13 protein-coding genes are annotated in these 14725 nt (G+C 71.1%); 8 read left to right on the top strand and 5 right to left on the bottom strand.

What is annotated here, in order from left to right; translation table 11 throughout:
* Positions 1-121: 121 nt before the first annotated feature.
* Together ACZ4S3_RS32795 and ACZ4S3_RS32790 are read right to left on the bottom strand one after the other, a co-directional pair.
* Positions 122-697: a sigma-70 family RNA polymerase sigma factor gene (locus ACZ4S3_RS32795; RefSeq protein ID WP_393545966.1), complete on the bottom strand. Its 576-nt coding sequence runs from the start codon at positions 695-697 to the stop codon at positions 122-124.
* A 359-nt stretch (positions 698-1056) separates the two neighbouring features.
* A complete protein-coding gene (locus ACZ4S3_RS32790; RefSeq protein WP_003948568.1) occupies positions 1057-1668 on the bottom strand; it encodes a response regulator transcription factor in 612 nt (203 codons plus the stop codon).
* Between the two features lie 381 nt (positions 1669-2049).
* On the opposite strand from ACZ4S3_RS32790, the gene ACZ4S3_RS32785 reads away from it, so the two are divergent.
* A complete protein-coding gene (locus tag ACZ4S3_RS32785) occupies positions 2050-2382 on the top strand; it encodes a WhiB family transcriptional regulator (RefSeq protein WP_467940859.1) in 333 nt (110 codons plus the stop codon).
* A 132-nt stretch (positions 2383-2514) separates the two neighbouring features.
* Here ACZ4S3_RS32785 and ACZ4S3_RS32780 read toward each other — a convergent pair whose 3' ends face one another.
* Positions 2515-3432 carry a LysR family transcriptional regulator gene (locus ACZ4S3_RS32780; protein ID WP_467940857.1) on the bottom strand — a complete coding sequence of 306 codons (918 nt, stop codon included), beginning with the start codon at positions 3430-3432 and terminating at the stop codon, positions 2515-2517.
* Positions 3433-3604: 172 nt separating this feature from the next.
* Here ACZ4S3_RS32780 and ACZ4S3_RS32775 point away from each other — a divergent pair, with 172 nt between their 5' ends.
* Together ACZ4S3_RS32775 and ACZ4S3_RS32770 are read left to right on the top strand one after the other, a co-directional pair.
* A complete protein-coding gene (locus ACZ4S3_RS32775) occupies positions 3605-4267 on the top strand; it encodes an MOSC domain-containing protein (RefSeq protein ID WP_467940855.1) in 663 nt (220 codons plus the stop codon).
* A 50-nt stretch (positions 4268-4317) separates the two neighbouring features.
* The gene (locus tag ACZ4S3_RS32770; RefSeq protein ID WP_467940853.1) at positions 4318-5091 is read left to right on the top strand and encodes an SDR family NAD(P)-dependent oxidoreductase; all 774 of its coding nucleotides are present in this window, start codon (positions 4318-4320) and stop codon (positions 5089-5091) included.
* 77 nt (positions 5092-5168) lie between these two features.
* Here ACZ4S3_RS32770 and ACZ4S3_RS32765 read toward each other — a convergent pair whose 3' ends face one another.
* Positions 5169-7112: a DUF2264 domain-containing protein gene (locus tag ACZ4S3_RS32765; RefSeq protein ID WP_467940851.1), complete on the bottom strand. Its 1944-nt coding sequence runs from the start codon at positions 7110-7112 to the stop codon at positions 5169-5171.
* A 243-nt stretch (positions 7113-7355) separates the two neighbouring features.
* Here ACZ4S3_RS32765 and ACZ4S3_RS32760 point away from each other — a divergent pair, with 243 nt between their 5' ends.
* The 5 genes from ACZ4S3_RS32760 to ACZ4S3_RS32740 all read left to right on the top strand — a co-directional run bounded on the left by ACZ4S3_RS32760 (position 7356) and on the right by ACZ4S3_RS32740 (position 12850).
* The gene (locus ACZ4S3_RS32760) at positions 7356-8504 is read left to right on the top strand and encodes a substrate-binding domain-containing protein (RefSeq protein WP_467940849.1); all 1149 of its coding nucleotides are present in this window, start codon (positions 7356-7358) and stop codon (positions 8502-8504) included.
* Between the two features lie 123 nt (positions 8505-8627).
* Positions 8628-9944 carry an ABC transporter substrate-binding protein gene (locus ACZ4S3_RS32755; protein ID WP_467940847.1) on the top strand — a complete coding sequence of 439 codons (1317 nt, stop codon included), beginning with the start codon at positions 8628-8630 and terminating at the stop codon, positions 9942-9944.
* Positions 9941-10825, top strand: a complete 885-nt coding sequence (locus ACZ4S3_RS32750) for a carbohydrate ABC transporter permease (protein ID WP_467940845.1) — start codon at positions 9941-9943, stop codon at positions 10823-10825. The genes ACZ4S3_RS32755 and ACZ4S3_RS32750 overlap by 4 nt, the downstream gene beginning before the upstream one ends.
* Positions 10825-11739 carry a carbohydrate ABC transporter permease gene (locus ACZ4S3_RS32745; protein ID WP_467940843.1) on the top strand — a complete coding sequence of 305 codons (915 nt, stop codon included), beginning with the start codon at positions 10825-10827 and terminating at the stop codon, positions 11737-11739. The genes ACZ4S3_RS32750 and ACZ4S3_RS32745 overlap by 1 nt, the downstream gene beginning before the upstream one ends.
* A 52-nt stretch (positions 11740-11791) precedes the next feature.
* The gene (locus tag ACZ4S3_RS32740; RefSeq protein ID WP_467940841.1) at positions 11792-12850 is read left to right on the top strand and encodes a hydroxyacid dehydrogenase; all 1059 of its coding nucleotides are present in this window, start codon (positions 11792-11794) and stop codon (positions 12848-12850) included.
* Between the two features lie 120 nt (positions 12851-12970).
* Here ACZ4S3_RS32740 and groL read toward each other — a convergent pair whose 3' ends face one another.
* Entirely contained in the window at positions 12971-14593 is a 1623-nt protein-coding gene (gene groL / locus ACZ4S3_RS32735; protein WP_467941159.1) for a chaperonin GroEL, read from the bottom strand.
* Between the last annotated feature and the right edge of the window lie 132 nt (positions 14594-14725).

Genomic DNA, 14725 nt, shown 5'->3' with positions numbered 1-14725 from the left:
TCTTGCCTCAGCGCGGACTCCCATGCTAACGGCCTGGAGGGGTGTCCCAATCCACAGCCGATGAGGGCCTCATCACTTGTGGGTTTCTACGGCGACATCCCGCCGCGGCGAGCCGGGAGCCTTACTGCTCGGCGAGGGCCCGCAGCCGGCTCAGCGCCCGATGCTGGGCAACGCGCACCGCACCGGGCGACATTCCCAGCATCTGACCGGTCTCCTCGGCGGTAAGCCCGACGGCGACCCGCAGCAGGACCAGCTCCCGCTGGTTCTCCGGCAGATTCGCCAGCAGCTTCTTGGCCCACTCGGCATCGCTGCTCAGCAGCGCCCGCTCCTCGGGGCCGAGGGAATTGTCCGGCTGCTCGGGCATCTCGTCGGACGGCACGGCCGTACTGCCCGGATGCCGCATCGCGGCCCGCTGCAGATCGGCGACCTTGTGGCCGGCGATGGCGAAGACGAACGCCTCGAAGGGCTTTCCGGTGTCGCGGTAGCGCGGCAGCGCGCAGAGCACCGCGACACAGACTTCCTGCGCCAGGTCCTCGACGAAGTGCCGGGCATCCCCCGGCAGCCTCGACAGCCGGGTGCGGCAGTAGCGCAGGGCGAGGGGGTGGACATGAGCCAGGAGGTCGTGGGTGGCCCGCTGGTCCCCCTCTACGGCGCGTGCGACGAGATCGCCGATCTCCTGATTCCCGTCATCGCGCATCGGTCCATGGTGCCTTGGTGCCGGACGATCTGTGGCACCACCCCCGTCGTTGTGCCCCGAACCGTTACGAGCGGTCGCGCTAGCACTCACGTTCCACGCCTCCCCCGATCGGGTTGTGCCCATGCCGACCGTGAGCCCTCGTCGGTAGCTTGTCTCCATGCCGTACGGCATCGGGCAGGGCTTATCCGTCATGAGGTCTCTTCTGGCCGAGTGAGAAGCCCCGGCCTCCGCCGGGGAGGAGTCACACCTCCAGGATGCGGTATCGCGGGAGGTTTCGGCGCCGGGCGTCGACGCGGCGGGGTTACGACGATCGCTACCCGGTCAGCGGGCGGGCGTCGTAACCCCGTTTGCACAGCAGGTCAGCGGACCAGTCCCCAGCGGAAACCCAGCGCCACCGCATGTGCGCGGTCCGAGGCGCCGAGCTTCTTGAAAAGCCGCCGGGCGTGGGTCTTGACCGTGTCCTCGGAGAGGAACAGCTCACGGCCGATCTCGGCGTTGGAGCGGCCGTGACTCATGCCTTCCAGCACCTGGATCTCGCGTGCGGTCAGCGTCGGGGCGGCGCCCATCTCGGCGGACCGCAGCCGGCGCGGGGCGAGCCGCCACGTCGGATCGGCCAGCGCCTGGGTCACCGTCGCCCGCAGCTCGGCGCGCGAGGCGTCCTTGTGCAGATAGCCGCGGGCACCGGCGGCGACCGCGAGCGCGACACCGTCGAGGTCCTCGGCCACCGTGAGCATGATGATCCGGGCGCCGGGGTCGGCGGACAGCAGCCGGCGCACGGTCTCGACACCGCCGAGTCCGGGCATCCGTACGTCCATCAAAATCAGGTCCGAGCGATCGGCGCCCCAGCGGCGGAGGACTTCCTCGCCGTTGGCCGCGGTCGTCACACGCTCGACGCCGGGCACGGTCGCAACCGCCCGTCGGAGCGCCTCTCGGGCAAGCGGGGAGTCGTCGCAGACGAGGACGGATGTCATGGCCGTCCTCCGCAGCTGATGCGCGTCACCTTGAGCCTCCAGGCTGGGTACGTATCGTCACCTGAGCGATTGACGGGCCTCGGACACCTGCCCGAGGACTACCTCTGTCAACCGCCTCCGCACACTCAACGACGGTCACTCGAAAGAGTTACGGGTTCGATGACCGTCTTCAGCACGCTCCGTAAGGAGCCGGATACGCAGACGGCACATCAGGCGACCGGCATCCGCGCGTGCACCCTATGCCCTATTTGGCTCTCTTGCTTCCATTTTTGTGGAGTCTGCGACTAGATTCGCAATGAGTCATATTTACATCTACTTCGACAGTAGATGTACGTTCTTGAGCACCGAGCCCGAATCAGCATCGCTTCGAGGGGACAAGCAATGGCAGATTTCTCCCGCCTCCCGGGCCCGAACGCAGACCTCTGGGACTGGCAGCTCCTCGCCGCCTGCCGCGGCGTGGACAGTTCGCTCTTCTTCCACCCCGAAGGTGAGCGCGGAGCGGCCCGCAGCGCGCGTGAGACATCGGCGAAGGAGGTATGCATGCGCTGCCCGGTGCGGGCCGAGTGCGCGGCGCATGCCCTGGCGGTCCGCGAGCCCTACGGGGTCTGGGGCGGACTGACCGAGGACGAACGCGAGGAACTCATGGGACGAGCGCGTCACCGACTGATCCCCGCGACCTCACTGACCAGCCAAGCAGGCATGAGCGGCGCCTGATCGTCCGGAGCGGATCACCTTCGAGGAAACGTTCCTGCAGAGACCCGGGACCACCGACTGAACCGACGGACCGTGCGCCGTCGGGTTGACCGCTGCGCACCTGCGGCCGCGCGGCCCGTCGGCGCCCGTCCGTCAGCGCCCGCCCGCCGCGGCGTCCACGAGCTGATCCAGCATCGCCCCGACCGCCGGGACCCGCGCCAGATCCGGCAGCGTGAGCGCCACGATCTCCCGGTGCACGGCCGGCTCCATCCGTACCCGCGTGGCCCCCTTGGGACGTACCGACGCCAGGGTGAGCTCGGGCAGCGCGGCGACCCCCAGCCCCGCGCCCACCAGACCGATCACCGCCGGATAGTCGTCCGTCGCGAAGTCGATACGGGGCGTGAAGCCCGCGCCCTCACAGACCTCGACGAGATGCCGGCGGCAGCGCGGGCAGCCCGCGATCCACGGCTCGCCGGCCAGCTCCGCGAACCCCGCCACCCCGGCCTTCGCCAGCCGGTGGCCGTCCGGGACCAGCCCGATCAGTCGGTCCTGGAGGATCGGCCGGACCACCAGGTCGTCCCACTCCGCCCCGGCCGCCGGGTCCGCGCCGCGCACTTCCGGGTAGCGGAAGGCCAGCGCGATCTCGCAGTCGCCGTTGCGCAGCATCTCGATGGAGCGCGGCGGCTCGGCCTCGACCAGCGAGACGCGGGTACCGGGGTGCGCGGCGCGCATCTTGGCCAGCGCGGTCGGCACCAGCGTCGAGCTGCCGGACGGGAACGACACCAGCCGCACCCGCCCCGCCCGCAGGCCCGCGATGGCCGCGACCTCCTCTTCCGCGGCGGTGAGCCCGGCCAGGATGCCGACGGCGTGCCGTACCAGTGCCTCACCCGCCTGCGTCAGCCGCGTCTCGCGGCCCGTACGGATCAGGAGGGGGGTGCCGGCGGCCTGTTCCAGGGCCTTCATCTGCTGGCTGACGGCGGGCTGGGTGCAGCCCAGTTCGCGCGCGGCGGCGGAGAAGGAGCCGGTCCTGGCGACGGCGCGCAGCACACGGAGATGACGGGCCTCGATCATGTTTCGAGCATAAGCGAATCTTGGATAGATCGTGAAAAATCGGAGCTACGGTTTGAGGGAGGTGCCGGGGCGCCGGACGGGCTCCGGTCGGTACTCGGGGAGGCGCGGTGGCTGTGGCGACGGCTTGGCGGCACGATGTTGACCATGGACGTGGCGTCGTAGGGAGCGCGATGTGCAGCTGCTGACCGTGAATCTGGGACGGGCCCTGCCGTCCGCGCACACTCACACCGGCGGAACGGGCATCGACAAACGGCCGGTGGACGGCCCGGTGGCGGTCGATGCCCCGGGGCCGAAGGGCATCGGTGCGAGCGGGCTCGCGGGCGATGCGGTGGTCAATGTCCGCCATCACGGCGGGAACGACCAGGCCGTGTACGCCTACGCCCGCGAGGACCTGGACGGCTGGGAGCGGCAGTTGGGCCGCACCCTGGCCAACGGCGCCTTCGGGGAGAACCTCACCACCTCCGGCGTCGAGATCACCGGGGCCCGCATCGGCGAACGCTGGCGGATCGGGCCGCGGCTGCTGCTGGAGGTGACCTCGCCGCGCATCCCGTGCCGGACGTTCCAGGAGTGGCTCGGCGAACACGGCTGGATCAAGCGGTTCACGCAGGCCGCGGTCCCCGGCGCGTATCTGCGGGTGCTCGAACCGGGCGAGATCCGCGCCGGGGACGCCGTCCAGGTGGCGCACCGCCCGGATCACGAGGTGACCGTCGCGCTGATGTTCCGGGCCCTGACCACGCGGCCGGAGCTGCTGCCGCGACTGCTGGACGCGGGCGGGGCGCTGCATCCGGAGGCGCACGCCAAGGCGTTGAAGCAGGTGGGCCGGGCAGCGAATTGAGCACCTGTTCGGGGTGGGGTCCGTGCGGTCCGGGCGGATAGCGTGCCCGTATGACGACTGCATTGATCACGGGAGCGACGGCGGGCATCGGGGCGGCGTTCGCCCGGCGGCTCGCGAGCGACGGCCACAACCTGGTGCTGGTGGCGCGCGACGAGAAGCGGCTGCGCGAGCACGCCACGGAGCTGCACGACCGGCACGGCATCGAGGCGGAGGTGCTGGTCGCCGACCTGGCGACCGAGGACGGCATCGCGGCCGTCGAGGCGCGCCTCGGGGAGTCCAAGCACCCGGTGGATGTCCTGGTGAACAACGCGGGCTTCGGCAACAAGGGCGAGTACCTCGAAGTGTCGATGGCCGACGAACTGACGATGCTGAAGGTGCACTGCGAGGCGGTGCTGCGGCTCACCTCGGCAGCGGTACGCGGGATGCGCGACCGGCGGCGGGGCGCGGTGGTCAATGTGGCCTCGGTGGCCGCGTTCGTGCCACGCGGGACGTACGGGGCGAGCAAGGCGTGGGTGGTGCAGTTCACGCAGGGCGCGGCGCGGGATCTGGCGGGGAGCGGGGTGCGGCTGATGGCGCTGTGCCCCGGGTTCGTACGGACCGAGTTCCATCAGCGGGCCGGGATGGGGACGGACAACATCCCCTCGTGGATGTGGCTGGATGCGGACAAGCTGGTGGACGCGGCGATGAAGGATCTGACGCGGGGGAAGTCGCTGTCGATTCCGGATCCGCGGTACAAGGCGCTCATGGGGGCCGTGAAGTTGGCGCCTCGGGGGGTGCTGGGGGGACTTACGTCGCGTACGGGACGGAAGTACGGGCCTCGGTAGGCCGGTTCGCTGCGCTTTGCACGGGCCGTGCGGGGTGTGGTGCGGCGCCAGGTCGCCTGCGGCGGGAGGTGCCGGGCCTACACGGCTTCGCCGCTACGGCCCGGCACCTCCCGTGGGTGGGTGGGGAAGGGGAGGTGGGTGGTGGTTCCGTCGTTGTGCCAGGTGATGTGGATGGTGTCGTCCGTGATGGTTGTTGTTGCCTGGGTGTGTACGGGCGCGGGGTCCGGGTCTCCTGTTAGTGAGGCCAGGGATACGAAGAGGGTGCCCTGAGGGGCTGATGTGGTGGTGCCGTCCAGGACGGTGGTGTGGGTGCGGGGGCCGAACGCGGTGCTTCCGGTGGTGGTTTCGCGGGGTGCGGTCTCGTAGCCGCGGACGGGGTGGAGTTGCGCGGTGGGGCCGGTGGGGGTGGTGGCCCAGCCGGTCTGGCGTACGGGGGTGCCGGGGGCGGCGCCGGTGACCAGGTGGGCACGGAGTTCGGTGCGGTCGTGGACGGCGGTGGCGGACAGGATCCGGATGCCGGGGAGTTCGGTGCCGTCCGCGGTGCGCGGGATGTGGGTGGAGGCGGCCCAGTTGGGGCCCGCGCTGTGGGGTGTGGCGGGGCCGCGGGTGGTGGGGTGCCCGTCGACGAGCAGGGCGAAGTGGTTGTCGGGGAGGGGCGGTTCGGCGGGGGTGGGCGGTCCGGCGGGGCCGGCCGGCTTGTCGGTCGTGGGGCCGGTGCGGGTGGAGTAGGCGAAGCGGGCGTAGTACGGGTCGGGGGTGGTGTGGGCGGGGTTGCTGCCGTGGTTGTGGAGGCGGACCAGGCCGTCGGATGCGGTGGACTGGAGGAGCAGGCCGGTGGAGCCCAGGGGCTTGGCGGCGTTTTCGGTCTCGGTGGGCAGGGGTTCCTCGGCGGCCGTCCACGCCGAGTGGTCGGGGGGTAGGAGCAGGCCGAGGAATCCCTTGGATGCCCAGTAGGGCGAGGCCGGGCCCGAGTAGCTCTGGAGCATGGGGGTGTACGGGCCGTACCAGCCGAGTGGCAGCAGGCCGTCCTTCGTTACGGCGCCGCGGTCGAGGAAGTGGCGCAGCGTGCCGGAGGCCAGGCGGCGGGTGGCGCCGGGGGTGAGCGGGGTGTGGCCGGTGAGGGCACCCAGCCAGGGGGCGGCGGTGGCGGCGAAGCGGTAGGTGAGGGAGCGGCCGAAGGGGAGCGGCGCGCCGTTGGCATCGAAGAGGTGGGTGTAATCGTCCAGTTGGGCGCGCAGGCGGTTGCCGTAGGTGGTCAGGAGGGTGGCGTCAGCACTGAGATGGGCGTGCAGGACGGGGTAGAAGTGCAGGGCCCAGGCGTTGTAGTGGTCGAAGGCGCGGTTGTCGCCGTCGGAGTACCAGCCGTCGCCCAGATACCAGTCCTCGATACGGGTCAGCGCACGGTCGATTGCCGCCTGGGCACGTACGGGCTCGATGCCCGCGTCGCTGAGGAAGCCGGCGACGGTGAGACCGAAGAGCCACCAGTTGTTGTCCACGGGGGACGGGGTGAGCGCGGGCAGCAGCCAGTCGGCGAGGCGGGTACGGACCCGCTCGTCGAGGGTGTCCCAGAGCCAGGGGCGGGTCAGGCGCAGGCCCAGGGCGAGGGAGGCGGCCTCGACGCGGGCCTGGCGGATGGTGTCGATGCGGGGCCAGGAATCGGGGTCGGTGGGCGTCAGCTCGCCGTTGGTGGTGGGGTTTTCGGTGCCTGCGGCGAGGCCTTCGGCGTAGTGGGCGAGGTGGGTTCGGGCGGCGCGGCCGTTGCTGCCGGCTGCGCGCAGGGCGGCGAGCAGGAAGGTGCGGGCGAAGCCTTCGAGGGCGTCCGAGCGGGGGCCGGAGGAGCTGGGGCGGGCGCCGGGGAGGGCGATCAGCGCGTGGCGCGGAGAGGCGTAGGGGGCGGTGGCGCGCAGCAGGGCATCGGCCGTGGCCTCCCAGTGCGCGCGGGTCCAGCCGGTGTACGGGCTGCGGTGGCGGTCCTCGGGCGGGAGGGGGAAGGGGGCGCGGCGGGTCGTCGGGTCGGGCATGGGCTTCCCCTGGGGCGGTGGGCGGCGGCCGGGCGACGCGGGAATCGTTCAACCGCGGGCGATCGATCGTCAAGAGATCGGGCGCGAAGAGGACGCGATCGGGCGATCGGATGATTGTTTGTTGTGCGAATGATCGGTTGGGGCTGGCTGGCTGCGGGCCGCTCCTCTAGGCTCGGCCGCCATCCGGCCACCGTCCGGGCCGCCGGGCCGCCTTGGCCGCCATACGCGAGGGGGAATGCCGCCGTGCGCGAGAGTGCAGCGCAACGCCACGACCGCCTGCTGACGTTGGTACGGGAAGGCGGCACGGCCCGGATCAGCGACCTCGCCGACCGGCTCGGGGTGTCCCCGGTGACCGTACGGCGGGATGTCGAGACGCTGACCCGCACGGGGCGCCTCGAGCGGGCGCACGGGTCGGTGTCCTGGCCCCGGCCGCGGAGCGGCGCGGGGCCGTCCGGTGGCGCGGCCCCGGTGCTGGGTCTGCTCGCGCCGTCGGCCACGTACTACTTCTCCGAGGTCATCCATGGCGCGCACGAAGCGGCGGCGCGGGCCGGGGCGCGGCTGGTGCTGCGGATCTCCGACTACCGGCCCGCGGAGGACCGGGCCCGCGCCGAGGGGCTGCTGGCGGCCGGCGCCGAGGGGCTGCTGATCGCGCCGGGCTGGCGCGGCCGCGCGGATCCGGCGGAGCACGGCGGCTGGATCGCCGAACTCCCGGTCCCCGTCGTCCTGTTGGAGCGCGAAGCGGATCCGGGCGGCCCGCTGGCGGGGCTGGACCGGGTGTCGTCCGACCATGCGCACGGGGTGCTGCTGGCGCTGCGGCATCTGGTCGGGCAGGGCCATCCGGCGCCGCTCCTGGTGGCGCGTACGGACAGTCCGACGGCGCTGGCGGTACGCGCCGGCTATGACCGGGCGCTGCGCGCCCTGGGCCTGGAGCGGCCGCATCCGGTGATCGACGCGCCGGCCAACCGTGACCCGGAAGGGTTCGAGCGCGGCGTCCAGGCGCTGTGGACGGCGGTGACGTCGGGGCGGGCGTCGGCGGCGCTGGTGCACAACGACGTGGACGCGATCCAGTTGGTGCAGCGGCTGGCCGAGCTGGGCGTACGGGTGCCCGGGGAGCTGGCCCTGATCGCGTACGACGACGAGGTGGCGGCGCTGGCGGACACCCCGCTGACGGCGGTGGCTCCGCCCAAGCGCGAAGTGGGTCGGCTGGCCGCCGAGTTGCTGCTGGAGCGGCTGGGTCGGGGGGCGGGCGCGGCGGCGGGCGACGGGGCTGAGCCCGCGCCGCGGCGGCATGTCACCCTGCTTCCCCGGTTGCGCGTGCGCGCCTCCTGCGGGGCGGCCGCAAGCGCCGAAGCCGTCGGCCACGGCCATGATCACGGTCACGATCGCTCTTAGTTTGTTCTTTTTTCGATCATTCAGTCAATCGCTCTTGACTTCGCTCATGACGGGCCCAAGGATCGCCGCCATCGCTTCGCGCTTCCCTTCCGCCTGTCAGGTCGTCCACCCAGGAGCCTTGCCATGAGCCTCAGTTGGAGCAGAACCACCGTCGCGACCGCCGCCGCCACCGCCGCCCTCGCCCTGCTGGTGGCCTGCGGCGGAGGGACCGGTGACGACGCGGGTGGCGGCGGGCCGGTCACGATCACGTACTGGGGCTGGACCAAGGGCACCCAGCAGACCGTGGACGCATTCAACGCCACCCATCACGACATCAAGGTGAAGTACGAGGAGATCCCCTCGGGCAACGCCGGCGGCTACGCGAAGATCTCCAACGCAGTCAAGGCGGGCAACGCCCCCGACCTGGTCAGCATCGAATACCCGTCGCTGCCCGAATTCGTCAGTCAGGGCGCGCTGCGGGACATCAGCGCGTATGTCACCGGCAGCCTGAAGAAGCAGCTGCTGCCGCAGGCCGTGGAGCTGACCACGCTCGGCGGCAAGAACTGGGCGGTGCCCTTCGACGCCGCACCGCAGACGTACTACTACCGCAAGGACTTCTTCGACCGGCACAAGATCAAGGTGCCGAAGACCTGGGGTGAGTTCCGGGCCGCGGCCGCGGCGGCCAAGAAGGCCGATCCGAAGGCCCGTATCGGCACGTTCTTCCCGGACGACCCGACCACCTTCGAGGCGATGGCCTGGCAGGCGGGCGGACGGTGGTTCGCCACCCGGGGCGACGCCTGGAAGGTCGATACCGCCGACCCCGCGACCAAGAAGGTCACCGCCTACTGGCAGGGCCTGCTGGACGACGGCCTGGTCAACAGCGCCACCTCCTTCAGCCCCGCCTGGACCGGCGCCCTCAAGAAAGGCGACACCGTCGGCTACCTCGGCGCCTCCTGGGGCGCGGGCGTACTGAAGGGACTCGTACCCGACCAGAGCGGGAAGTGGGCGGCCGCCCCGATGCCCACCTGGGACGGGAAGCCGGCCAGCGGCATGCTCGGCGGCTCCACCTGGGCGGTCACCAAGGACAGCCGGCATGCCGAGGCGGCGGTGAAGTTCGCGGCCTGGATGTCCACCTCGCCCCAGGCCATCAAGGCCCGGCTCTCCTCCGGTGAGTCCAGCGCGTACCCGGCCGCCGAGCCGCTCCGCCCGGTGGCCAAGAAGGCCTTCGACACCCGCTTCTACGGCGGGCAGGACGTCTACCAACTCTTCGACGGCGCCGCCGCGTCCATCAAGCAGCACTGGGCCTGGGGCCCGACCGGCGGCACCACCAACGCCACGCTCAAGGACGCGTTCGGCAAGGCCGCGGACGGCAGCGGCACCCTCGCCGAGGCCGTACGTGCCGCCCAGGACGCGACGGTGCAGGAGCTGCGCAAGCGCGGCCTGAAGGTCGCCGGACAGTGAGCGCCAAGACCCGCGCCGTCTCCGCTCTGCTGACGCCGTTCTTCGCGCTGTTCACCGTGGTGATGGTGCTGCCGATCGGCTACGCGCTCTGGCTCAGCCTCTTCACCGAACAGCAGTCGGGGCTCGGCTTCGGCGGTACGCAGACGGTCTTCACCGGCCTCGGCAACTACCTCTCCGCACTGGGCGACCACGCCTTCCGCGACGGATTCCTCGTCCTGGCCGGCTACTGCGCCTGCTATATCCCGCTGCTGCTGGCGGGCGGGCTGGCGCTGGCGCTGCTGCTGGACTCGGCGCTGGCGCGGGCCCGGCGCTTCTTCCAGCTGGCGCTCTTCCTGCCGCACGCCGTGCCCGGCATCATCGCCGCGCTCGTCTGGGTCTACCTCTACACCCCGCAACTCAGCCCGGTGGTCGATGCGCTGCGGTCCGGCGGTCTGGACTTCTCCTTCCTGACGCCCTCCGGCGCCCTGCCCGGCGTCGTCAATATCGCGCTGTGGGAGTGGCTCGGCTACAACATGGTGATCTTCTACGCCGCCCTTCAGGCCATCGACCGGTCCGTGATCGAGGCCGCGACGGTGGACGGTGCGGGCGCCTGGCGGATCGCGACCGGTATCAAGATCCCGCTGATCCGGCCCTCGGTCGTGATGGTCGCCCTCTTCACCATGATCGGCTCGCTCCAGCTCTTCACCGAACCGCTGATCATCAACCAGGCCTCCTCCGCCGCGCTCAGCTCCTCCTGGACCCCGAACATGTACGCCTACGCCGCGGCCTTCACCCGTAACGACTACGGCCTGGCGGCCGCCGCCTCGGTGCTCCTCGCCCTCGCCGCGGCGGCCCTGTCCTTCGCCGTCACCCGCTTCTCCCGGAAGGGCAGGACGACGTAATGGCCCCCACCCTGACGGACCGCACCCGGACTCGCCCGGCACCCCGCGGCATCGCCCGCGCCGCCGCCCGGCCACCCCGCAGCCGCTGGCTCTCCAAGGCCGCCGTCAACGGCACCCTCGTCCTCGCCGCCCTCTACACGCTCTTCCCCCTCGTCTGGCTGCTCACCGCCGCCACCAAGGACGCCGGCGGCCTGCTGGCCGGCGACGCGCTCTCCTTCGACGGCTTCGACCTGGACGGCAACCTCTCCCGGCTGGCGTCGTTCCACGACGGGATCTACTTCCGCTGGTACGCCAACAGCCTGCTCTACGCGGGCGGCGGCGCCCTGCTCTCCGCGCTGGTGTCCGTGGCCGCCGGTTACGCCTTCGCCACCTACGAATTCCGCGGCAAAGAGCGGCTGTTCGGCGTCGTCCTGCTGGGCGTACTCGTCCCCACCACGGCGCTCGCCCTGCCCCTCTATCTGCTCGCCGGCAAGACCGGCCTGGTCAACACCTACTGGGCGGTCCTGATACCCGTCCTCGCGCACCCCTTCGGGGTCTATCTCGCACGGGTCTTCAGCGCCGGCTACATACCGGGCGAGGCCATCGAGGCCGCCCGTATGGACGGCGCGGGCGAGCTCCGGATCTTCTGGTCCATCGGCCTGCGCATGGTCATGCCGGGCTTTGTGACCATCTTCCTCTTCCAGTTCACCGCCATCTGGAACAACTTCTTCCTCCCCCTGGTCATGCTTTCCGACCAGCACCTCTTCCCGCTGAGCCTCGGCCTGTACGCATGGAACAGCAACACCCGTGCCGAGCCGTCCTACTACCCCCTCGTCGTCACCGGCTCGCTCCTCGCCGTCATCCCGCTGATCGTCGCCTTCGTCGCCCTCCAGCGGCACTGGAAGGCCGGTCTCACCGCCGGCAGCGTCACATAACCAGCGATGACGAGCGACGACGGGCGACCGCGAAGGAGCACCGTTCCTCACTATGCATCCCACCACTGACAATCCCCCCGGACCTGCGGATATGCCGCCCACCCGGCCCGCGTTGCTGCTGTCGATGGGCCCCGGCATCGCCGGCCGGCTGCTCACCGCCCGCCATCACACCCGTCTCGCGGCCCTCGCCCGTACCGACCCCCGCCATATCGCGCACGACCTTGCCGACCCCCCGCCCGAGATCAGCGCCGCCCTCGCCCACGCCGAGGTGCTCCTCACCTGCTGGGGCGCCCCGCCGCTCACCGACCGGGTGCTGGCCGCGGCGCCCCGCCTGCGCGCCGTCATCCACGCCGCCGGCTCCGTCAAGCACCACATCACCGACGCCTGTTGGCAGCGTGGCATCGCCGTCACCTCGGCCGCCGCCGCCAACGCGCTGCCCGTCGCCGAATACACCCTCGCCGCGATCCTCTTCGCCAACAAGCGCGTCCTGCAGACCGCGCACCGCTACCGCACCCTGCGCGCCCCGCACGACTGGCAGCACGAGCTGACCGCCGCCGGCAACTACGGCCGCACCATCGGCGTCATCGGCGCCTCCCGCATCGGCCGCCGCCTCATCGAGCTCCTGCGCCCCTTCGACCTACGGGTCCTCCTCCACGACCCGTACGTGAACGCCACCGAGGCCGCCCGCCTGGGTGCGCACGCGGCGCCCCTCGACGCCCTGTGCGCCGAGAGCGACATCGTCACCGTCCACGCGCCCCAACTGCCCGCCACCCGCCATATGCTCGGCCCCCGCGAACTGGCCCTGATGCCGGACGGGGCGACCCTGATCAACACCGCCCGCGGCTCCCTCGTGGACGAGCGGGCCCTCCTCCCCGAGCTGCTGACCGGCCGACTGAACGCCGTCCTCGACGTCACCGACCCCGAACTCCCGCCCCCCTCCTCCCCGTTGTACGACCTGCCCAACGTCCTGCTGACCCCGCACATCGCCGGCTCCCTCGGCGACGAACTCCACCGGATGGCCGACCTGGCGCTGGACGAGCTGGAGCGCTACACCAAGGGGCTCCCCTTCCGCGACCCGGTGCGGCCGGAGGGGCTGGGGCGCTCCGCATAGGCCGCGGATTCCTCGGCGGCCACCGGCCGCCGGTGGCCGCCGGTGGCCGCACACGACCGAGGCCCGGCCCCCGCATCAGCGGGGACCGGGCCTCGAAGCCGTACCGGACTACTGCACAGGTCAGTGCGAGTGGCCGTGGCCGTGACCGGCCTCGGCCTCTTCCTCCGCCGGCTTCTCGACGACCAGGGTCTCGGTCGTCAGGAGCAGCGAAGCGATGGAGGCGGCGTTCTCCAGGGCGGAGCGGGTGACCTTGACCGGGTCGATGACGCCGGCCTTGACCAGGTCGCCGTACTCGCCGGTGGCGGCGTTGAAGCCGTTGCCCTTGTCCAGCTCGGCGACCTTGGAGGTGATCACGTAGCCCTCGAGGCCGGCGTTCTCGGCGATCCAGCGCAGCGGCTCGACGGCGGCGCGGCGGACGACGGCGACACCGGTGGCCTCGTCGCCCTCCTTGCCGAGGTTGCCCTCCAGCACCTTGACGGCGTGGACCAGAGCGGAGCCACCACCGGAGACGATGCCCTCCTCGACCGCGGCGCGGGTCGCGGAGATGGCGTCCTCCAGACGGTGCTTCTTCTCCTTGAGCTCGACCTCGGTGGCCGCACCCACGCGGATGACGCAGACGCCACCGGCGAGCTTGGCGAGGCGCTCCTGGAGCTTCTCGCGGTCCCAGTCCGAGTCGGTGGACTCGATCTCGGCCTTGATCTGGTTGACGCGGCCGACGACGTCCTCGTGGTTGCCGCCGCCGTCGACGATGGTGGTGTCGTCCTTGGTGACGGTCACGCGGCGGGCGGAGCCCAGCACGTCCAGACCGGCCTGGTCGAGCTTGAGGCCGACCTCCTCGGCGATGACGGTGGCACCGGTGAGGGTGGCCATGTCGCCGAGCATCGCCTTGCGGCGGTCACCGAAGCCGGGGGCCTTGACGGCCACTGCGTTGAAGGTGCCACGGATCTTGTTGACGACGAGGGTCGACAGGGCCTCGCCCTCGACGTCCTCGGCGATGATCAGCAGCGGCTTCGAGCCACCCGCCTGGATGACCTTCTCCAGCAGCGGCAGCAGGTCCTGGATGGAGGCGATCTTGCCCTGGTGGATGAGGATGTACGGGTCCTCGAGGACGGCCTCCATCCGCTCCTGGTCGGTGACCATGTACGGCGAGAGGTAGCCCTTGTCGAAGGCCATGCCCTCGGTGAAGTCCAGCTCCAGGCCGAAGGTGTTGGACTCCTCGACGGTGATCACACCGTCCTTGCCGACCTTGTCCATCGCCTCGGCGATGAGCTCGCCGACCTGCTTGTCCTGCGCGGACAGGCCGGCCACGGCGGCGATGTCGGACTTGTCCTCGATCGGACGGGCGGTGGCGAGGAGCTCCTCGGACACGGCCTTGACCGCGGCGTCGATGCCCTTCTTCAGGGCGGCCGGGGAAGCGCCCGCGGCAACGTTGCGCAGGCCCTCGCGGACCAGCGCCTGGGCCAGCACGGTGGCGGTGGTGGTGCCGTCACCCGCGATGTCGTTGGTCTTGGTCGCCACCTCCTTCACGAGCTGGGCGCCCAGGTTCTCGTACGGGTCCTCGACCTCGACCTCGCGGGCGATGGTGACGCCGTCGTTGGTGATGGTCGGGGCGCCGAACTTCTTGTCGATGACGACGTTGCGGCCCCTGGGGCCGATCGTCACCTTGACCGTGTCGGCAAGCTTGTTGACGCCGCGCTCGAGGGCGCGACGGGCGTCCTCGTCGAACTTCAGGATCTTCGCCATGAGTTGCTTCAAGTCCTCTCGTTGCGATCGTCGGCCTCGCCGCCGTGACCGCTGTCGCTCAAACGAACTGCGCCCCTGCCCCCGGGTTGTTTAGACGCGGGAACCAGGGGCGCAGATCAAGGCAAAACTGGG

This window comes from Streptomyces sp. NPDC028368 (assembly GCF_055565615.1).
This window is presented reverse-complemented; position numbering and strand designations above follow the sequence as displayed.